Annotated in this window: 14 protein-coding genes and 1 pseudogene; 7 read left to right on the top strand and 8 right to left on the bottom strand. The window is 68.1% G+C overall.

The window, feature by feature from the left end:
- Positions 1-251 (top strand): annotated as a pseudogene (fljK, locus tag CVUC_RS02760) (flagellin FljK); the annotation flags it as partial.
- A 335-nt stretch (positions 252-586) separates the two neighbouring features.
- On the top strand, positions 587-1,408 hold the full coding sequence (locus tag CVUC_RS02755) for a flagellin (RefSeq protein ID WP_096032613.1): 822 nt from the start codon (positions 587-589) through the stop codon (positions 1,406-1,408).
- Positions 1,409-1,518: 110 nt separating this feature from the next.
- Here the strand turns inward: CVUC_RS02755 and CVUC_RS02750 are convergent, their stop codons facing one another.
- Together CVUC_RS02750 and CVUC_RS02745 are read right to left on the bottom strand one after the other, a co-directional pair.
- Positions 1,519-3,135 (bottom strand): alpha-L-fucosidase, encoded by a 1,617-nt coding sequence (locus CVUC_RS02750; RefSeq protein ID WP_096032614.1) that lies wholly within the window; start codon positions 3,133-3,135, stop codon positions 1,519-1,521.
- A gap of 160 nt (positions 3,136-3,295) precedes the next feature.
- A complete protein-coding gene (locus CVUC_RS02745; protein WP_164468073.1) occupies positions 3,296-5,269 on the bottom strand; it encodes a glycoside hydrolase family 97 protein in 1,974 nt (657 codons plus the stop codon).
- 121 nt (positions 5,270-5,390) lie between these two features.
- On the opposite strand from CVUC_RS02745, the gene CVUC_RS02740 reads away from it, so the two are divergent.
- Together CVUC_RS02740 and CVUC_RS02735 are read left to right on the top strand one after the other, a co-directional pair.
- Positions 5,391-7,871: a glycoside hydrolase family 3 protein gene (locus CVUC_RS02740; RefSeq protein ID WP_164468074.1), complete on the top strand. Its 2,481-nt coding sequence runs from the start codon at positions 5,391-5,393 to the stop codon at positions 7,869-7,871.
- A gap of 291 nt (positions 7,872-8,162) precedes the next feature.
- On the top strand, positions 8,163-10,088 hold the full coding sequence (locus CVUC_RS02735) for a sialate O-acetylesterase (RefSeq protein WP_096032617.1): 1,926 nt from the start codon (positions 8,163-8,165) through the stop codon (positions 10,086-10,088).
- 9 nt (positions 10,089-10,097) lie between these two features.
- On the opposite strand, the gene CVUC_RS02730 is transcribed toward CVUC_RS02735, so the two are convergent.
- On the bottom strand, positions 10,098-11,696 hold the full coding sequence (locus tag CVUC_RS02730; protein ID WP_423748626.1) for a carboxylesterase/lipase family protein: 1,599 nt from the start codon (positions 11,694-11,696) through the stop codon (positions 10,098-10,100).
- Positions 11,697-11,821: 125 nt separating this feature from the next.
- Here CVUC_RS02730 and CVUC_RS02725 point away from each other — a divergent pair, with 125 nt between their 5' ends.
- Positions 11,822-12,907 (top strand): glycoside hydrolase family 5 protein, encoded by a 1,086-nt coding sequence (locus tag CVUC_RS02725; RefSeq protein WP_205685769.1) that lies wholly within the window; start codon positions 11,822-11,824, stop codon positions 12,905-12,907.
- A 3-nt stretch (positions 12,908-12,910) separates the two neighbouring features.
- On the opposite strand, the gene CVUC_RS02720 is transcribed toward CVUC_RS02725, so the two are convergent.
- The 4 genes from CVUC_RS02720 to putA form a co-directional block, all read right to left on the bottom strand.
- A complete protein-coding gene (locus CVUC_RS02720) occupies positions 12,911-14,236 on the bottom strand; it encodes a glycoside hydrolase 5 family protein (protein ID WP_096032619.1) in 1,326 nt (441 codons plus the stop codon).
- 76 nt (positions 14,237-14,312) lie between these two features.
- The gene (locus CVUC_RS02715) at positions 14,313-14,594 is read right to left on the bottom strand and encodes a type II toxin-antitoxin system RelE/ParE family toxin (protein ID WP_096032620.1); all 282 of its coding nucleotides are present in this window, start codon (positions 14,592-14,594) and stop codon (positions 14,313-14,315) included.
- Positions 14,591-14,854 carry a type II toxin-antitoxin system antitoxin RelB1 gene (relB1, locus tag CVUC_RS02710; protein ID WP_096032621.1) on the bottom strand — a complete coding sequence of 88 codons (264 nt, stop codon included), beginning with the start codon at positions 14,852-14,854 and terminating at the stop codon, positions 14,591-14,593. The genes CVUC_RS02715 and relB1 overlap by 4 nt, the downstream gene beginning before the upstream one ends.
- 38 nt (positions 14,855-14,892) lie before the next feature.
- Complete coding sequence (gene putA, locus CVUC_RS02705; protein WP_096032622.1) at positions 14,893-17,982, bottom strand: bifunctional proline dehydrogenase/L-glutamate gamma-semialdehyde dehydrogenase PutA; 3,090 nt, start codon at positions 17,980-17,982, stop codon at positions 14,893-14,895.
- 84 nt (positions 17,983-18,066) lie between these two features.
- On the opposite strand from putA, the gene CVUC_RS02700 reads away from it, so the two are divergent.
- Positions 18,067-18,228: a hypothetical protein gene (locus tag CVUC_RS02700; protein WP_024265629.1), complete on the top strand. Its 162-nt coding sequence runs from the start codon at positions 18,067-18,069 to the stop codon at positions 18,226-18,228.
- Between the two features lie 199 nt (positions 18,229-18,427).
- Positions 18,428-18,895, top strand: a complete 468-nt coding sequence (locus CVUC_RS02695; protein ID WP_010918690.1) for an Lrp/AsnC ligand binding domain-containing protein — start codon at positions 18,428-18,430, stop codon at positions 18,893-18,895.
- A 26-nt stretch (positions 18,896-18,921) separates the two neighbouring features.
- Here CVUC_RS02695 and CVUC_RS02690 read toward each other — a convergent pair whose 3' ends face one another.
- Positions 18,922-19,086, bottom strand: coding sequence for a hypothetical protein (locus CVUC_RS02690; RefSeq protein ID WP_101685781.1), 165 nt, complete (start codon positions 19,084-19,086; stop codon positions 18,922-18,924).
- Between the last annotated feature and the right edge of the window lie 88 nt (positions 19,087-19,174).

Below are 19,174 nucleotides of genomic sequence, written 5' to 3'. Positions count from 1 at the left end.
ACACGGCGCTGCAGACGGCGACCAACAAGCTGGCCTCGCTGGGCACCAGCTCGACGGGTCTGGACACTCACCTGACCTTCGTCGGCAAGCTGCAGGACAGCCTGGACGCCGGCGTGGGCAATCTGGTGGATGCGGATCTGGCCAAGGAAAGCGCCAAGCTGCAGTCGCTGCAAACCAAGCAGCAGCTGGGCGTGCAGGCGCTGTCGATCGCGAACTCCTCGAGCTCGGCGATCCTGAGCCTGTTCCGTTAAGCCGGACTTCGACGCGTTCGTCGTCGAGAAGGGCGGATCTTCGGATCCGTCCTTTTTCTATGGAGTTTAAGCTTTCATATCGAAATGCAAGATTTTCTGCGCCTCTAAAGTCGTAGATGAAATGTCGTTTTCTTGCCTGTACGTCCAGATCGGCGCGCTTCATTAAATGCGGGTTACGACAGGATTTTTGTAGAGTTAAGAGAGTCTTGTCGCGTTAATCGAATAACGACGTTTCGTGAACTATATCGAAAGCGGAGCGTCATATTGTCGCGGTGGGCAAAACGCCCACCGGTCGTCAAAACGACACCGGAAACCTCCAAAGGGAGTGTTTCGTCATGGCGCTAAACAGCATCAATACGAACTCTGGCGCGCTGATCGCGCTGCAGAACCTGAACACCACCAGTTCTGAACTGAACACCGTCCAGCAACGCATCAGCACCGGCAAGAAGATCGGCAGCGCCAAGGACAACGGCGCCATCTGGGCGACCGCCAAGAACCAGTCGGCCACCGCCAACAGCATCAACGCGGTCAAGGACTCGCTGCAGCGCGGGCAGTCGACGATCGATGTGGCCCTGGCCGCCGGCGACACCATCACCGACCTGCTGGGCAAGATGAAGGAAAAGGCGCTTGCGGCCTCGGACACCTCGCTGAGCACCGCCTCGTTCAACGCCCTGAAGGCCGACTTTGAGTCGCTGCGCGATCAGGTCACCAAGGCCGCGACCAACGCCAAGTTCAACGGCGTCAGCATCGCCAATGGTTCGACCGCCAAGCTGACCTTCCTGGCCAACTCGGATGGGTCGGGCTTCACCGTCAACGCCAAGACCCTGACCCTGGAGGGCCTGGGCCTGACGACCGGTTCGACCTTTGCCGACGCCGCGGCGGCCAAGGGGATGATCACCACCGTCAACACGGCGCTGCAGACGGCGACCAACAAGCTGGCCTCGCTGGGCACCAGCTCGACGGGTCTGGACACTCACCTGACCTTCGTCGGCAAGCTGCAGGACAGCCTGGACGCCGGCGTGGGCAATCTGGTGGATGCGGATCTGGCCAAGGAAAGCGCCAAGCTGCAGTCGCTGCAAACCAAGCAGCAGCTGGGCGTTCAGGCGTTGTCGATCGCCAACTCGTCCAGCTCGGCGATCCTCAGTCTTTTCCGATAGGCTGACGACCGGACGGGCGGATCCCTCTGCGAATCCGCCTCAACGGTTGCGGCGTTAGACCTGGAAAGGGACGGCCCTCGTGGTCCGTCCCTTCTTCAGGCCAGGGGGCTTCAAGCTAGGCCCGGCCCCTCGATCCGCAGCGCCGGCGTGAAGGCCGGGCGGTGATCGGGCAGCCGCACGACCAGAGCGTCGGCCTCATGGCGGAAGGGCAGGGCCTGATCCCCGCCGACCAGCCCGACCCGCCGCACCTGGCCTTCTGTTCCGCTCAGGCTCTTGATCCGCATCTCGCCCTGCGACCAGTCCATGGCCAGGGCGTAGAGCACCCCGTCCTTGGTGGTGAAGCGGATGTCGGCGGCCTCGAACGGCTTGGCCGCGCCTTCGCCGTGCATGCCCTCGACCAGTCGCGTCGGCCCCTCGCCGAAGATGCGCCAGGGCCGCGTGCCGTGGATCGTCTCGGCGTTGACGGCCATCCAGCCGGCCATGTCCGCCAGCACCGTCTTCTCCAGATCATCAATCGAGCCGTCGCCGCGCTGGGGGATGGACAGCAGCAGGCAGCCGTTCTTGCTGACCACGTCGATCAGCCGCTGGATCACCGCACGCCCGGACTTGTAGCCGCCGCGCTCGTACAGCGGCCGGTCATAGTGCCAGCTGCCGATGCAGGTGCAGGTCTGCCAGGGCTCCTCGCGCAGGCGGTCGGAGAAGCCGCGCTCGACATCCTCGACGATCGCGCGCCGCTGCAGGGGCGACAGCTTCTTGCCGGTCACCACGACGTCGCCGCGCCGCAGGTTGTAGTAGTGGGCGGTGGCGTCCAGCCCCGCCTGGCCCAGCGGCAGGCCGTAGTTGTCGAAATAGACCATGTCGGGCCGATAGCGCTCGACCAGATCGTTCTGCCGCGCCAGCCAGTTGCGGACAAAGCCCGGATTGTTCGGCGGCGGGGTTTCGACCCACTGGCCGTCATTGGCGTCATGCCAGGCGTTGGCGGCGGCGATGCTGTCGATCCCGTCGGGGATCACCATGTTGCGGCCGGTATAGAGATCCTGCGGATCCAGCCCTTCCCACCACTGGCCCTTGCCGTCAGCCTTGGTCAGGCGGAAGGCGTCGTAGCGCTGGCCCTTGCGCGGGCCCTCGGCGTCATAGCCATAGGCCGTCTGCCACCAGTGCCAGGCGTGGGCGCCATGGTTGGAGACGCCGAACCTCAGGCCATGGGCCCGGGCGACCTTGGCCCAGGTTCCGACGATGTCGCGCTTGGGGCCCAGCCGCACCGTGTTCCACGCGTGGTGGCGGCTGTCGAACATGTCGAGATTGTCGTGATGGTTGGCCATCGACATGAAGTACTTCGCGCCCGCTTCCACATAGGTCTTCATCAGACCTTCGGGGTCCCAGTTCTCGGCCTTCCAGCGCGGGATGAACTGCATGAAGCCGAAGTCGGCCGGGTGGCCGTAGGTCTTTACGTGGTGGTCGTAGAAGGGGTTGCCCTGCTGGTACATCTGCCGGCCGTACCAGTCGCCGAACTCGGGCACGCACTGCGGGCCCCAGTGCGACCAGATGCCGAGCTTGGCGTCCCGGAACCAGTCGGGAACCTTGTAGCCGGCGGCCAGTGACTCCCAGCTCGGCTGGAAGCGGGGCGCGGAGAGGGCGGGGGAGGCGGACAGGGCGGCGGCGCCCGCCAGGAGGTCGCGTCTGGTGAAGGTCATTCTACGGCTTCCTTGAAGTTCAGCGTCCTCCATTCCGTGTCATCCCGGACGGCCCGCAGGGGCGATCCGGGACCAAGGGGCCACGCCCTGGGCGGCCACCCCTGGGTCCCGGCTCTTACCCCGGCTTTCGCCCGGGTGCGGCCGGGATGACACTGTGTTGAGGCGATAGAGATTTTGAGGGTTTGATCGGTGGTCACCGAGGGCTGATCCGGATCACGCCGCCGCCGCTGGGCGCCAGCTTCAGGGTCAAGGTGTCCTTGCTCGCCACCGACTGGGTGCGGGTCTTCAGCGCCGTCGGCTCGGCGCCGTCCTCGCGGATCTCCGCCGAGAAGGCTCCGTTCCCGAGGAAGCTCAGCGGAACCTTCACCGTCCGTCCCGCCTCGTTGGTCATGGCCCCGACCCACCAGTCCGCGCCCTTGCGGCGCGCGATGACGATGAACTGGCCGATCTCGCCCGACAGCACGCGGGTCTCATCCCAGCTGGTCGGCGCCGCGCTGATGAAGTCCAGCCCGGCGGGCGACGCCGCATAGGTGATCGGACTGTCCGAGACCATGGTCAGCGGGCTGTCATAGACCACGTACATGGCCAGGGCCTGGCCGCGGGTGGTCTGCACGGTGGGCAGGATGAACTGGCTCTTGAAGGCCTCAGGCGCGACATTTCGGAAGCCGCCGGGCGTATAGTCCATCGGCCCCAGCAGCATCCGCGTGAAGGGCAGGGTGACATTGTGGGTGGCGGTGATCCGCCGGCTCCACTTGTTGTACTCCGCGCCCAGCACGCCCTCCTGGGTGACATAGTGCGGATAGGTGCGGACCAGGCCCGTCGGGCGATAGGCGCCGTGCAGGTCGACCATCAACTGATGCTCGCCGGCCTTGCTCAACAGGCGGTGATAGAAGTCGACCATCTGCTGGTCGTTGCGGTCCATGAAGTCGACCTTGATCCCCTTGACGCCCCACGCCTGGTAGGCGGCCAGGGCCTCGTCCATCTGGGCGTCCAGCGCTTTCCAGTGGACCCACAGCATGATCCCGACGCCGCGCTGGCGGCCATAGGCGATCAGGTCGGCGATATTGATTGCGGGGATCGGCCGCGTGACATCCGTGCCCGGAAGAACCTTCGGGGCTTGGCCCGAACCGACGTACCAGCCGTCGTCGATCAGCATGTATTCCAGCTTGTGGGTGGCCGCGAAGTCGATGAAGCCCTTCATCGCCGCGTCGTTCATGCCCTCGGCGCCGGCGACCTTGCCGCCGTTCCACCAGTCCCACGCGGCCTTGCCGGGCTTGATCCAGCGGGTGTCGGTCAAGGCCGTCGGCGGGTTCAGGCTGGTCATCAGGTTTGAGGCCACCAGGTCGCCCGGCGTCTCGCCGACCATGACGACGCGCCAGGACGAGACGGTGTCGGTCCCGATCCGCGTCAGCACGGCCTTGCCCGGATCATCCAGGCGCGGCGACAGCTGCGTCTGCAGGCCAAGGCCGCCGTCGCCGCGTCCGGTCAGGTAGAGGCCGGCCCAGTTGCGCAGGTCCGCCTCGGCCAGGGCGAAGGTCGCGCCCTTGGCGGTCTGGCAGACCACGGGCAGCTCATACAGCGCCGAAGCCCGGAAGCCGCGGGCCATGACGGGATCATACTCGCCCTCGTGCGAGGTGCCGAACCGCCCCAGATTCAGCGCCCAGCAGCGATCGTCGCCGGCGAAGTCGAAGCGGGTTTCCTCGCCGACCACGGCGACGCCCGCGAGATCGGCCTGGTCGGGCAGCACATAGCGGAACGCCACCCCGTCGTCATAGGCGCGGGCGATGACCGTCAGCCGCCGCTGCAATCCGCCCGTTTCGAGAAATTCTACGGTGGTCTCGTTGTAGCGGTCGCGGACAGTGCGGGTTTTGCCGACGACCAGCGCGTAGGTCTCATCCACGCTGCGCTGCGTGGCGCCGGTGATCTTCACCCCGCCCGACAGGGCGCCGCCCTTGTCGAGCACAAGCCCCAGCGGCGAGGGGGTGATCAGCGTCTGACCCTTGAACTGCAAGGTGAAGTTGGCTTGGCCGCCTTGATCCGAGAGGCTGATCCGGGTCCGGCCATCGGGCGAGGCGATCACGTGATCGGCGGCGTGGACCGGCGCGGCGGTGGCGCTGATAGCGCCCAACGCTGTTAGCGCTGTCAGAAAGTGGCGTGGGGCCCACATTTGAAGTTTCCAACCCGATCTTGTCTGTCTATTTGTCATACAAACTAGACGGCCTCTGGATCGCCGTCGAGGGGTATGACAACGTTGTCTGTGCGGCGCATGGCCGTCGAACGAAAAAGAGTTGGGGAGTATGAACACCAAGACCCTTTGCATCGCCCTCTTGGCGTCCACCTTCCTGGCCGGCGTCGCGTCGGCCGAGAGCACGGCTCAATCCACCGCCCAGCCCGCCAAGTGGCCTGCGGCCAAGAGCCAGGGCCTGGTTGATCCGGCCACCGAAGCGTTCGTGGACTCGGTGCTGGCCAAGCTGACCCTCGAGGAGAAGGTCGGCCAGCTGATCCAGGCCGATATCGGCTCGATCAAGCCCGAGGACCTGAAGACCTATCCGCTGGGCTCGATCCTGGGCGGCGGCAGCTCGCCGCCGCTGAACGCGCCCGACCGCTCGCCGCAAAAGCCGTGGGTCGACACCGCCAAGGCCTTCCGCGAGGCCGCCGCCCAGCGCGTGGGCGGGACCCATGTGCCGCTGATCTTCGGCATCGACGCCGTGCACGGCAACAACAACGTCGTCGGCGCGACCCTGTTTCCGCACAATATCGGCCTGGGCGCGGCGCGTGATCCTGAGCTGATCCGCCGCATCGGCAAGGCCACGGCGCTGGAAACCTCGGCCGCCGGCTTCGACTGGGCGTTCGGCCCGACCCTGGCCGCGCCGCGCGACGACCGCTGGGGCCGCACCTACGAAGGCTATTCGGAAGATCCGGCCATCATCCGCCAATATGGCGGCGAGATGATCCTGGGCCTGCAGGGCGCGGTGGCCCCGTTCACCGGCGGCAAGGGCGGCGTGATCCAGCAGGGTCTGGTCGCGGCCAGCGCCAAGCACTTTTTGGGTGACGGCGGCACCGACAAGGGTGTCGACCAGGGCGACACCAAGGTCTCCGAGGAGGAGTTGGTCCGCATCCACGCCCAGGGCTATGTGCCGGCCATCAACGCCGGCGCCCTGACGGTCATGGCCTCGTTCAACAGCTGGAACGGCCAGAAGATGCACGGCAACAAGAGCCTGCTGACCGACGTGCTGAAGGGCAAGATGGGCTTTGACGGCTTCATCGTCGGCGACTGGAACGGCCATGGCCAGGTGGCGGGCTGCAAGCCGACCGATTGTGCGCAGTCGATCAACGCCGGCCTCGACATGTTCATGGCCCCCGACAGCTGGAAGGGGCTCTACGACAACACCCTGGCCCAGGCGAAGTCGGGCGTGATCCCGATGGCCCGCATCGACGACGCGGTCCGCCGTATCCTGCGGGTGAAGGCCAAGATGGGTCTGTTCCAGGCCGCGCGTCCGTATGAGGGCCGCCAAGGCGTGATCGGCGCGCCCGAGCACCGCGCCATCGCCCGCGAGGCGGTCCGCAAGTCGCTGGTTCTGCTGAAGAATGACGGCGTGCTGCCGGTGAAGGCCTCGGCCAATGTCCTGGTGGCCGGTTCGGGCGCCGACGACATCGGCAAGCAGTCGGGCGGCTGGACCCTGTCGTGGCAGGGTACGGGCAACACCAACGCCGACTTCCCCAACGCGGACTCGATCTGGACCGGCGTGAAGTCGGCGGTCGAGGCCGGCGGCGGTCGCGCGACGCTCAGCGTCGACGGCAAGTTCGACAAGAAGCCGGACGTGGCCATCGTCGTCTTCGGCGAAAATCCGTATGCGGAAGGTGTCGGCGACCTGAAGTCCACGCTCGAGTATCAGCCGGGCGCCAAGGCCGACCTGGCCCTGCTCAAGAGCCTGAAGGCCCAGGGCGTGAAGGTGGTGTCGGTGTTCCTCACCGGCCGTCCGCTGTGGGTCAATCCCGAGATCAACGCCTCGGACGCCTTCGTGGCCGCCTGGCTGCCGGGCTCGGAAGGCGCAGGCGTCGCCGACGTGCTGATCGGCGACAAGGCCGGCAAGCCGCGCCACGACTTTGCGGGCAAGCTGTCGTTCAGCTGGCCCAAGACCGCCGGGCAGTTCCGACTGAACAAGGGCGATAAGGGCTATGACCCGCTGTTCGCCTACGGCTATGGCCTGTCCTACGCCAAGCCGGGCAAGGTCGGGCGCCTGTCCGAGGTCTCGGGCGTCAAGGTGGTGGCCGAGAACACCGCCAACTACTTCGTCGGCGGCAAGACTCCCGAGCCGTTCGCCTTCCAGGCCACGCCCAGCACGTCGGTGCGGATCGCGCCGGTCGACGCCGGCAACGTCCAGGAAGCGGGGCGCCAGATCACCTTCTCCGGCGATACGCCGGCGGCCCTGGCGATCGTGGGCGACAGGCCGATGGACCTGTCGTTCCAGACCAACGCCGACATGGCGCTGAGCTTCGCCTATCGCCTGGACGCTGCGGCCGCCGGGCGCGTGACCCTGGCCATGGGCGCGGGCCGTCTGGACGTGACCCCGCCGGCCGGTTCGCCGACCGGGCAGTGGGCCAGCGTCAAGATCCCGCTGAAGTGCTTTCAGGCCGCCGGGACCGACGTCACCCAGGTGACGGCGCCGTTCGAACTGAGCTCGGCGGGCGCCTTCCAGGTGTCGATCGCCGAGGTGAAGCTGACCGCCGATCCGGCCGGGGCGGTCTGCCCGGCCAAGGCGCAGTAGGACGCCCTCAAACCCCGATCTCTCCGATCTCCCCGGCGCATGCCGGGAAGGTCGGGGGAGGGGAGGCGACTAAGGTCCGCGCCCACCCCGTCGAGATCATTTTCTGTCGTCATCCCGGCCGGAAGACCGCGCAGCGGGCTGTAGCGCCGGGACCCAGGGGCGACCGCACTGCCGCTCGCCCCTGGGTCCCGGGTCGGCTTCGCCGCCCGGGATGACGAGAGATTTAGTTGTCGCGATATCGGGGGCTTTGGCCTCCGCATTCGAGTCCAGGCCCTAGAACCGGAAATCCCCATGTCGCTGAAAGCCCTGATCCTGGCCACCGCCATGGGTCTTTCCACCCCGGCGCTGGCCGGCCCGCTGGCGTCGGTGTTCAGCGACCATGCGGTGCTGCAGCGCGATCAGCCGATCCGCGTCTGGGGGCTTACGGCGCCGAACGCGACCGTGGCGGTCGACCTGTCGGGACAGGGCGTCACAGCGAGCGCCGACGCTGACGGCCGCTGGAGCGCGGTGCTGCCCGCGCGTCCGGCGGGCGGCGGCGCCCTGACCCTGACGGCGCGCGCCGGTGATGAGACCCAGACGGTCTCGAACCTGGTCATGGGCGATGTCTGGCTGTGCTCGGGTCAGTCGAACATGGAGTACCCGCTGCGTCAGGCGCTGAACGGCGACGGCGAGGTGGCGTCGGCCGGCGATCCCGACATCCGTCTGCTGCAGACGGGCAAGATCAGCAGGCCCGCCCCGCAGGACAGCCTTCCGGCGGGCGTCGTGTGGAAGGTCTCGACCCCCCAGACGGCGGCCAATTTCAGCGCCGCCTGCGTCTTCATGGGCCGCGAACTGCGCAAGACGACGGGCGTTCCCATCGGCCTGATCGACGCCACCTGGGGCGGTTCGGTGATCCAGGACTGGATCAGCCGCGAGGGCCTGGCCGCGCTGAAGACCTATGACGAGGGCCTGTCGGTGCTGTCCGACTACGCCCGCGACCCGGCGCTGGGCGTCGCGCGCTGGAGCCAGTCGCTGGGCCGCTGGGCGGGCGCCAAGATCCCCGCCGCCAAGGGCTGGGAGAAACCCGATTTCGACGACCGCGCCTGGAAGCCCATGCCCACCGAAGGCTTCTGGGAGCAGGCCGCGCCCGACCTAGCCGGCTTCGACGGGACGGTCTGGCTGCGGCTCGAACTGACCCTGACCAAGGCCCAGGCCGCCCAGGGCGCGACCCTGGCGCTGGGCCCCGTGGATGACATCGACACCACCTTCCTTAACGGCCGCGAGATCGGCTCCACCCAGGGCTGGGACACGCCCCGGACCTATCGCCTGGCGCCGGGCGCGCTGAAGGCGGGACGCAATGTCCTGGCCCTGCGCGTCATCGACATGGGCGGCGGCGGCGGTCCTTGGGGCAAGGCGGCGTTGAAGGGGCTGACATTGGCCGATGGAACCTTCGTGCCGCTGCCGACCGCCTGGCGCTACAAGATCGCCGCGCCGCTGTCGCAGACGGCCTTGCCGCCCAGCGCGCCGTGGCTGGGCGCCAGCGGGCTCACCACCCTGCGCAACGGCATGATCGCGCCGCTGGTCCCGTTCGGGGTCAAGGGCTTCGCCTGGTACCAGGGCGAGGCCAATGTGACCGAGGCTCAGGAGTATGCGCGGCTGATGCCGGCCATGATCGCCGACTGGCGCGCGGCGTTCGGCGGCGGCAACCAGCCGTTCCTCCTGACTCAGTTGGCCGCCTTCGGTCCCGAGGTCGACCGACCGGTGAACTCCGCCTGGGCTGCGCTCCGCGACGTCCAGCGCCAGGTGGCGGCGGCCGACCCGATGGTGGGCATGGCCTCGGCCGTCGATGTCGGCTCGCCCTATGACATCCACCCCGCCGACAAGGCGCGCGTGGGTCAGCGGCTGGCCCTGCACGCGCGCAAGCTGGCCTATGGCGAAGCGGTCGTGGCCTCGGGCCCCGCGCCGCTGTCGGCGCGCCGCGAGGGCGAGACGGTGATGGTGACGCTGGACCAGCCGGCGGTCGTTCATGCCGGTAACCGACCGATCGGTTTCGAGCTGTGCGACGCCGCCGCCTGCCGCTTTGTCGACGCCACGGTCGAGGGGGGCAGCGTGCGTCTGGCCGCGCCCGCCGGGATGTCGGCGACCAAGGTCCGCTACGCCTGGGCCGACAGCCCGATCATCAATCTGTTCGGCGCCAACCGCCTGCCGGCGACGCCGTTCGAGCTGGTGATCCCGTAGGGAGCGGCCTCACGTCCCGAACTGCGTGAACGGCACGCGGTTGAAGAACTCGCGCTCGACGCCGCGCGGGTCGTCCTCCAGCAGCGAGACGGTGTCGAACACCATCGTCTGGCGGCGGGGCAGGGTATAGGGCTCCCACCGGGGCAGGGCGCCGCCATTGGGATCGCCGGTGCGGGCGAACGCGATGAAGGCGTCGCGCATGGTGTTGGACATGGCCACCGAGTCCGGCCCCGTCCCGACGATCGAGCCCTTGGCGTCCAGCGTGCCGAACACCAGGCCGATGTCGATGGTGTGCGGCGCGCCGAAGATCCCGCCCTGGATCGGCGAGCGCCAGTTGACCTGATAGGCGAAAGCCGGCGCGCCGGCCCTGGCCCGCTCCTCGTCCTGGATGATCGCCGCCTTCCACGAGCGCCCCGCCGTCGAGGCGGCGAAGAAGACGTCGGCCGGCGAATAGCGGGGATAGGTCTGGCGGTAGAAGGCCACCACCGTCTCGGGATCGATGTCGATCCGGGCGGCGAACTGTCCCGGCAGGCGGGCGATCACCTCGTCCCAGGTCTGGGGGAAGGCCTTGGCGTCCCAGCCGACGAAGCCCTTGGTCTCGTCGTGGGTGTTGCCGACCATCATCGGGATCGACAGGCTCTGGGGCGCGGCGTCGGGGAAGAACGGATGGCGGAAGAGCGAGCGCTGGTCCAGCACCGGCCCCACATAGACCCCGCCCGAGCCGGCGATCGGATCGACCGCCTTCAGCCCCGCCAGCATCTCGGCGGCGGGCAGGGCGCGCAGGGCGGCCAGGTCCTTGACCCCCAGCTTGTCGAGGAAGGCTTTCGCGCGCCGGGTGGCGTTGAACGGGCCGCCGACCGTGACCTGCTGGCCGCTCATGGTGGCGGCGCGGTGGAACAGGCCCTTGGCGCTGGGCATGGCCATCAGGGTGGCGATCTTGGCCCCGCCGCCCGACTGGCCAAACAGCATGACGCAATCGGGATCGCCGCCGAACCTGGCGATATTGTCGCGCACCCATTGCAGGGCCAGCACCAGATCCAGCTGGCCGACATTGCCGCTGTCGGCCACCGACGGGTCGTTGAACAGGCGGGCCAGATAGAGATAGCCGAAGGCGTTCAGGCGGTGGTTGACCGTCACCACCACGACATCGCCGCGCTTGGCGAGCTTGGTCCCCTCATACCAGGGGCTGCCCCCCGACCCGCCGTTATAGGCGCCGCCGTGGATGTAGACCATCACCGGGCGCTTGGCCCCATCAGCCAGGCCGGTCTTCCGCGAGGCCCTGGCCGGGGTCCAGACATTGAGGAAAAGGCAGTCTTCCGAGAGGGTCTCGCCCTCCTCGCCCTTGCCGGTCTGCATCGAGGCCGGACCATAGGCCAGGGCGTCCTTCACCTCGGTCCAGGGCTCGGGCCTGACCGGGGGCATGAACCGCCGCGCCCCGCCGGTGTCGGCGCCATAGCGCAGGCCCTTGAAGACGCTGACCCCGTCATCAACATAGCCGCGCACCTTGCCGTTGGTGGTCGCCACCACCGGCGAGCGCGCCGCAGCGTGCGCCAGGCCGGACGGCAGCAGAAGGCCAGCGGCCCCGGCCAGAACCCAGCGTCGATTCAGGCCGGGCGTAGGCGCGGTCGACGCATTTGGAATAGTGTTCGACAAGGCTTCCTCCCGGGGCGTACTCCGGCGCTTGGGCGCGGTTGTCTTATGGCTCGGACACCGGTGTCAACAAGGGGGCTGGCTTGGCTGTTGAGATGATCCGGACAGGCGCGCGCCGCATCGGCTTGGGACTGGCGGCGGCTGCGTTGGCGGTCGTGCTGGGCGCCGGCCCTGCGGCGGCGCAACTGACCGTGCGTGGGACCCAGATCGTCGAGGCCTCGGGCCGGCCGTTCGTCATGCGCGGGGTCAATGTCCATCACGCCTGGGCGCCCGAGCGCACGCCGGCCTCGCTGGCCGCGATCGCCGCGACGAGGGCCAATGTCGTGCGGATCGTGCTCAGCGACGGCTCGCGTGTGCTGGGCGATGGAGCGCGCTGGCGGCGCAACACCCCGCGCGAGGTCGAGGGGATTCTCGATCAAGCCGAGCGGCTGAAGCTGGTGGTGATCCTGGAAGTTCACGACGCCACCGGCTTTGGCGATCCGTCGCCTGACGCCCGGGGGGCGACCCATCTGGGCGGCGTCATCCCCTATTGGCTGTCGCTCAAGCCGGTGCTGGAGGGGCGCGAGGACCGGGTGATCATCAACATCGCCAACGAGCCGTTCAGCGTTCGTGATGGCCCCAGTCCCTGGTTCGAGGCCCACCGCACGGCGATCGTCGCCCTGCGGGCGGGCGGCTTGAAGCACCTTTTGATGGTCGACGGCGACGACTACGGCCAGGACGGGCGCGGCGCCATGCGCGACCGAGCCGCCGAGCTCTTGGCCGCTGACCCGCTGCGCAACACCGTGTTCAGCGTCCACATGTACCAGGTCTATGGCCGCCCCGAGGCCGTGACCGCCTATCTCGACGCCTTCCAGGCCGCCAATCTGCCGCTGGTGATCGGCGAATTCGGGCCAGACCACATGGGCGATCCGGTCGCCGAAGAAACGATCCTGAGCGAAGCGGCGCGCCGCCGGATCGGCTGGCTGGCCTGGTCGTGGTCGGGAAACAGCCCCAAGACCAGCGACCTGGACATGGTCGAGAAGTTCGATCCGTCGCGCCCAACGCCCTGGGGGCGACGGATCATCGACGGGCCAGACGGTCTGCGGGCCAGCGGCCGCGCGGCGGAGGCGTTCGATCACCCCCGCCCGCGGCCTAGCCTTTGGCGTTGGCTCCGGGCGCGCTGGCGCTAAGCCCTAGAGAGCCTTCACCGCCGCCGCGTGCTCGGCGATCACCGCCAGGGTCGAGGCGTCGGCGTCGAACACGCCGAACAGGCCCTGTTCCTCCTGGGGCGGATCGCCGACATAGCTCTTGTCGCCCTTCTTGAACCAGGCGTCCGGCTGCTGGGCGCGGCCCTCGCCGTTCCAGGCCCAGAAGTTGACGCCGGCGGTCGGCCCCCCGGCCTTCATGTCGGCGAGGGCTAGGTCCAGCATCGTCTTGTAGAAGCGGTCGCGATAGGTGGTCGGCGAGCCGGGCGCGAACTGCCGGCCGTCGCGGATCAGGCCGAACTCCTCGATGGTCAGCGGCTTGTTCAGACGCTTGGCCAGGGCGATGTGCTGGGCCACGTAGTCGCGGCACTTCTGCTCGCCGGCCTCATAGGTCGAGGGTTGGTCGGTCATGCTGATCCAGCCCCAGTTGTTGGGCCAGATGTGGAGGGTCATGTAGTCGATCACCGGCGGGGCGTGGGCGTCGACCACGCAGGACTCAAGGCCCATGCAGCCCATGGTTCCCTCGCTGCCGGTGCTGACCAGATGCTGGTTGTCCAGGCGCTTGATCAGGCCGGCGGTGTCGCGGATCCAGGCCTGGTAGGCGGGCATGTTGCTCTGGCCAAAGGCGTCCGAGCCGCCCGGGCGCGGCTCGTTGGCCAACTGCCAGGCCATGATCGTGGGATCATCGCGATAGGGCTTGCCGGTGACGGTGCTGACCCGGCTCACCAGGCTCGTCACATAGTGACGGAAGAGGGCGTTGGCCTTCTGGTTGGCGTAGAACCGCGCTGAATAGTCCGCATACTGAGGCCAGGGGTAGGCCGGGTCGCCCTGCTGGAACCAGGGGCCGTCGCCCACCCAGTTCAGATAGGCGGGCATGCCGCCCGACCAGTCCCAGAAGTTGTTGACGTAGATGACCGCCTTCATGTCGCGCTTGGCCATCTCGGCCAGGGTGACGTCAAGGCCCTTGAGCAGGTCTGCGTTGTAGTCCTCGCCCGGTCCCCGGAAGGTCGGGTCCATGGCCACCTTGGCCGGAGACTGCTCGCCCGCGCCCAGGATGCGCAGGTTGGTGACGCCCATGGCCTTCAGGCGATCCAGCTCGCGGCGCAGACGGCCGAGGTCCCCATAGCCGGCCGGCGCGCCCAGCCAGGCGGCGTACCAGACATTGGTCCCGGCGAAGCGATAGGGCTTGCCGTCGAGGCTCAGGCGGCCGTCCTTGACGGTGACGAAGCCCTTGGGTGGCGTCGGCGCCTTGGCCGCGCCGATCGCGGGCAGGGCCGCTGCGGCGGCGATCAGGTGGCGGCGGGAAAGGGTCATGGCGTCCTCCGGCGAACCTCTGGGGGGGCTCTCGGCGGGTAACATGCCGCGCGTTGATAGCGCTAACAACTCCCTTCTACCGTTGCTCAAGGCTGTGCCAGATCCGGGTGACATGTACGCTGGAGCCGAGGAGCCGGTAGCGGATCACATAGGCGCTCTGACCAAAAGGAATGCTGATCTCGCGGGTGGTGGGACCAACCGAGCGACCTCGCGATGGCGCCTCGGTCAAACTGTCGAGGGCGGCCTCCAGAAGTGGGCCCAGTCTAGCCGCTGCTCGGGGGTCGCGCTCCACAAGCCAGACGATGAGACGGTTGAAGTCTCTCTTGGCCCTGACGGACACCGAGACCGTGAAGGTCACCCCAGGCCCGCAGTCACGCGACGCATATGAGCGCGGAACTCATCGCGTGAAATCGCCGGCTCGTCGCCCCGCTCGATGGCGTCGGCGATGGCCTCGTCGATGGCGGGGTCCGGATCGATCGCTTTAGGCGCCGCGCCTGTCAGGCCTGCGTCGATCAGCGCAACGGCGTACTCGGACACGGACATACCCAGGCGGTCGGCAACGACCTTCAGCCGGGCGGCCTGCTCTTGATCGATATGAATGTCGAAGCCATCGGCCATCCGCGCAGAGTCCCGCCGATGGCCGATGGCGTCAAGGGCTACAGGTTCAGCAGCGCCGGGTCGCCGCCCTGGGCGGTGATGTTGACGCTGAGCGCCCGCTCGACCGCGAAGCGGAGCAGGGCGTGGGGGCCGCCGGCCTTGGGGCCGGTGCCCGACAGGCCCTCGCCGCCGAACGGCTGGACGCCGACCACGGCGCCGGTCATCGAGCGGTTGACATAGGCGTTGCCGGCCGGGACCAGGCGCTGGACGTCGGCCGCGAAGCTCTCGATCCGCGAATGGATGCCGAGCGTCAGGCCATAGCGGCGGGCCGCCAGGGCCCCGGCGACCTTTTCCAGGTTCTCCGGCTTGTAGCGCACGACGTGCAGGATCGGACCGAACACCTCGCGCTCCAGGAAGTCGGCGGTCGGGATCTCGGCCAGGACCGGGGCGAAGAACGTGCCGCCGGCGGGGGCGGCCAGGGCGTGCAGCACCTTGGCGTCCGACTTCAGGCGAACCAGATGCTTGTCCAGCGCGTCCTTGGCCTCGGCGTCGATCACCGGGCCGACATCGGTGACGGCCAGGGCCGGGTCGCCCAGCACCAGGGCGTCCATGGCGCCCTTGAGGCCATCGATGATGTGGTCGGCGGTGTCGTGCGGCAAGAACAGCAGGCGCAGGGCCGAGCAGCGCTGGCCGGCCGACCCGAAGGCCGAGACGATCACGTCGTCGATGACCTGCTCGCGCTGCGCCGTCGTGTCGACGAACATGCCGTTGAGGCCGCCGGTCTCGGCGATGAACGGCACGATCGGGCCCTGGCGCGCGGCCAGGGTCTGGTTGATGCGCCAGGCGGTGTCGGTGCCGCCGGTGAAGGCCACGCCGTCCAGGCCCTCGTGGCTGGTCAGGGCCGCGCCGACGGTCTCGCCGCGACCGGGCAGCAGGGCCAGCAGGCGCGGGTCCAGGCCCGCGGCGTGATAGAGCTTCACAGCCTCGAAGGCGATCAGCGGGGTCTGCTCGGCGGGCTTGGCCAGCACGGCGTTGCCGGCCGCCAGGGCCGCGGCGATCTGGCCGGTGAAGATGGCCAGCGGGAAGTTCCACGGGCTGATGCAGACAAAGACCCCGCGCCCGGCCAGGCGCAGGCTGTTGGTCTCGCCCACGGGGCCTTTCAGGATCTCGGCCTCGCCGAACTGGTCTTCGGCCAGCATCGCGTAGTAGCGGCAGAAGTCGACGGCCTCGCGCACCTCGGCGATGCCGTCCGACAGGGTCTTGCCGGCCTCGCGCGACAGGATGGCGATCAGGCGCTCGATATTGGCTTCCAGAGCATCGCCCATGGCGCGCAGCACCTGGGCGCGGGCGACGCCGCCGGCGCGGTCCCAGGCGGGTTGCGCGGCGCGGGCCAGCTTGAAGGCCTCGTCGATCTGACCGGCTTGCGCCTCGGAGACCACGCCGACCGTCTTCTGGTCGTTGGCGGGGGCGATGACCGGCAGCGGCGCGCCGCCGGCGGCGACCTTGCCGCCGACCAGCGGACCGGCCGACAGGGTGACGCCGTCCAGGGCCGCGACGGCGGCGGAGAGGCGGTCGCGGTCGGCCTTCACCGACAGATCCAGACCCGCGCTGTTCACGCGGCGCTCGCCATAGACGTTGATCGGCGTCGGGATCTTGGCGTGACGGTCGGGGTGGGCCTCGACCGTGTCGATCGGGTCGGTGACCACCTTCTCGACCGGCACGCGCTCGTCCAGCAGGGCGTGGACGAACGAGGTGTTGGCGCCGTTCTCCAGCAGGCGACGGACGAGGTAGGGCAACAGGTCCTCGTGACCGCCCACCGGGGCGTAGGCCCGCAAGGTGATGCCGTCATAGAGGTCGTCGGCGGCCTTGTAGAGAGCCTCGCCCATGCCGTGCAGGCGCTGGTGCTCGATCTTCACGCCGGCGTTCTTGGCCATGCGCACCACGGCCGCCAGGGTGTGGGCGTTGTGGGTGGCGAACTGGGCGTAGACGTGCGGGGCGGCCTCGATCAGCGCCTTGGCGTTGACCAGATACGACAGGTCCGTGGCCGGCTTGGTGGTGAACACCGGGTAGTCCGGGCGACCGGCGACCTGGGCGCGCTTGATCTCGCTGTCCCAGTAGGCGCCCTTGACCAGGCGCACCATCAGGCGGCGGCCGGTCTCTTCGGAGAGGGCCTTCAGGCGCGCGATCACCTCGCCGCAGCGCTTCTGATAGGCCTGGACGGCCAGGCCCAGGCCCGTCCAGTCGCCCAGCTCCGGCTCGCGGCACAGCTTGTCCAGCAGCTTCAGCGACAGGGCCAGGCGGTCGGCCTCTTCGGCGTCGATGGTGAAGTTCAGGTTGTGGCGGGCGGCGATTTTGGCCAGGCGCAGGGTGCGCGGATAGAGCTCTTCCCAGACGCGGTCTTCGTGGGTGGCCTCATAGCGCGGGCACAGGGCCGAGAGCTTGACCGATACGCCATGGCCGGCTTCCGGGCCCGCGCCGTTCGACAGCTTGCCGACCGTCTCGATCGCGTCTGCATAGGCCTTTTCATAGCGCGCGGCGTCAGCGGCGGTGCGGGCGCCTTCGCCCAGCATGTCGAAGCTGCACATGTCGCCTTCGGCGGCGGCGCGCTTGATGGCGGCCTCAATCGTCCGCCCCAGGACGAACTGCTCGCCCATGATGCGGATGGCCTGGCCGACGGCGGCGCGGATCACCGGCTCGCCCAGCCGCCCGGCCAGCTTCTTGATGAAGCCGGGCATGTCGTTGCGGGCCGTCTCGTCGGGCTCGACGATCTTGCCGGTCAGCATCAGGCCCCAGGTCGAGGCGTTGACGAACAGGCTGTCGCTGCCGCCCAGGTGGCTGGCCCAGTCGGCCGAGCCGATCTTCTCGGCGATCAGCTTGTCGCGCGTGTCGTCGTCGGGGGTGCGGAGAAGCGCCTCGGCCAGGCACATCAAAGCGAGACCCTCGCGGGTGCCCAGGCTGAATTCCTGCAGGAAGCTTTCGACCACGCCCTGCTTGCGGACGCTGCGGCGGGCCCCGCGCACCAGCGCCTCGGCCTCGGCGCGGACGGCCGCGCGGTCCTCGCTGGAGAGCGGCTTGGCGGCGAGCAGGTCGGCGATCACCGCGGCTTCGTCGCGATACTTGCCGGCGTCGAGGCTGTCCCAATCGGTCATGGTCGTTTCCGCTTGTTGGTATATCGTCGGTCTAACTTGCCCCTGACGGAAGGTGCTTCGTTTGTTTTATGGCAGCGCCGAAACTTGTTCGGTCAGGCGGCGAAAAATCGTCGTCTGCTCCAGCGCGTTAACGCGCGGGCGGACGCGATCGACGCGCAAGCATGCGCCGAAGACGGCGATAAGGAAAAGGGGAGGGAGGAAGGGACGCGTTCAGGGGGGGAGACGCTCGCGTCCCTTCCTCTCTAGCGCGACGCCCGGTTAGGGGGAGAGGGCGAGCGTCGCGTCAGTTCCAACCCACGGCGGCTGGCCGTGTCCGTCGGCGCCATCAGGAGGAGGAAAGCGACGCCAAACGGGGTTGGAATGAGCGAGGGTATAACGCTGAGCTTCCCGAATGTGCTACGTTTGTGTTCCTAAATTTTCGAAGCTTCTTCGGTGAAAACTCGATATGGCCATTTCCGCTCTAGATGACACCGATCGCAGGCTGTTGAAGGTTCTGCAGTCCGACGGCCGGATCACCAACGCCGAGCTGGCGAAACGCTGCAACCTGTCGCCGGCGGCCACCTTCGACCGGGTGCGGCGTCTGCGCGAGCGCGGCTTCATCACCGGCTACGCCGCCCTGCTGGATCCGGCCAAGGTCGACCGGGCGCTGCTGATCTTCGTGGAGGTGGTGCTGGAGCGAACGACCGGCGACGTCTTCGAGGAGTTCGGGGCCGCCGTCCGTCGCGCGCCCGAGATCCTGGAGTGCCACATGGTGGCCGGCGGCTTCGACTACCTGATCAAGGCCCGCGTGCGCGACATGGAGGCCTATCGCAGCTTCCTGGGCGACATCCTCGTGAAGATGCCGGGCGTGCGCGAAACCCGGACCTATGCGGTGCTGGAAGAGGTCAAGAGCACGGTGCAACTGCCGCTCTAGGGGCGGCGTCACCGCTCAGATCAGGCCTAGATTCCGCCTTGGGCGGAATGGGCGAACATGCGCGCCCGCTCGGGCGTCAGGTCCTGCGGCGGGCAGACCGCCGCCAGCACGACGGCGGTAAGGGCCAGGATCGTCGCCGTGGCGATACCCATCAGATGAAGGACTTGCTCTCTTTCTTGCGAAGTCGACATAGGCCGTTTCCGAGTCAGTGCAGATGCAAGTTGTAACACAATCGTTTGCATGATTGTGATCACGACGAGCCGGTCGTCCCCGTTTTGA

Source organism: Caulobacter vibrioides, assembly GCF_002858865.1.
GTDB lineage: Bacteria > Pseudomonadota > Alphaproteobacteria > Caulobacterales > Caulobacteraceae > Caulobacter > Caulobacter vibrioides.
The sequence above is the reverse complement of the archived record's forward strand: the minus strand, read 5'-3'. Positions and strand labels throughout refer to the sequence as shown.

Excerpts from the sequence above, each read along its gene's own strand:
- CVUC_RS02755 (WP_096032613.1), top strand. The coding sequence starts at position 587 with ATGGCGCTAAACAGCATCAATACGAACTCTGGCGCGCTGATCGCGCTG.
- CVUC_RS02750 (WP_096032614.1), bottom strand. The coding sequence starts at position 3,135 with ATGGAGGACGCTGAACTTCAAGGAAGCCGTAGAATGACCTTCACCAGA.
- CVUC_RS02745 (WP_164468073.1), bottom strand. The coding sequence starts at position 5,269 with ATGTGGGCCCCACGCCACTTTCTGACAGCGCTAACAGCGTTGGGCGCT.
- CVUC_RS02735 (WP_096032617.1), top strand. The coding sequence starts at position 8,163 with ATGTCGCTGAAAGCCCTGATCCTGGCCACCGCCATGGGTCTTTCCACC.
- CVUC_RS02720 (WP_096032619.1), bottom strand. The coding sequence starts at position 14,236 with ATGACCCTTTCCCGCCGCCACCTGATCGCCGCCGCAGCGGCCCTGCCC.
- relB1 (WP_096032621.1), bottom strand. The coding sequence starts at position 14,854 with ATGGCCGATGGCTTCGACATTCATATCGATCAAGAGCAGGCCGCCCGG.
- putA (WP_096032622.1), bottom strand. The coding sequence starts at position 17,982 with ATGACCGATTGGGACAGCCTCGACGCCGGCAAGTATCGCGACGAAGCC.
- CVUC_RS02695 (WP_010918690.1), top strand. The coding sequence starts at position 18,428 with ATGGCCATTTCCGCTCTAGATGACACCGATCGCAGGCTGTTGAAGGTT.
- CVUC_RS02690 (WP_101685781.1), bottom strand. The coding sequence starts at position 19,086 with ATGTCGACTTCGCAAGAAAGAGAGCAAGTCCTTCATCTGATGGGTATC.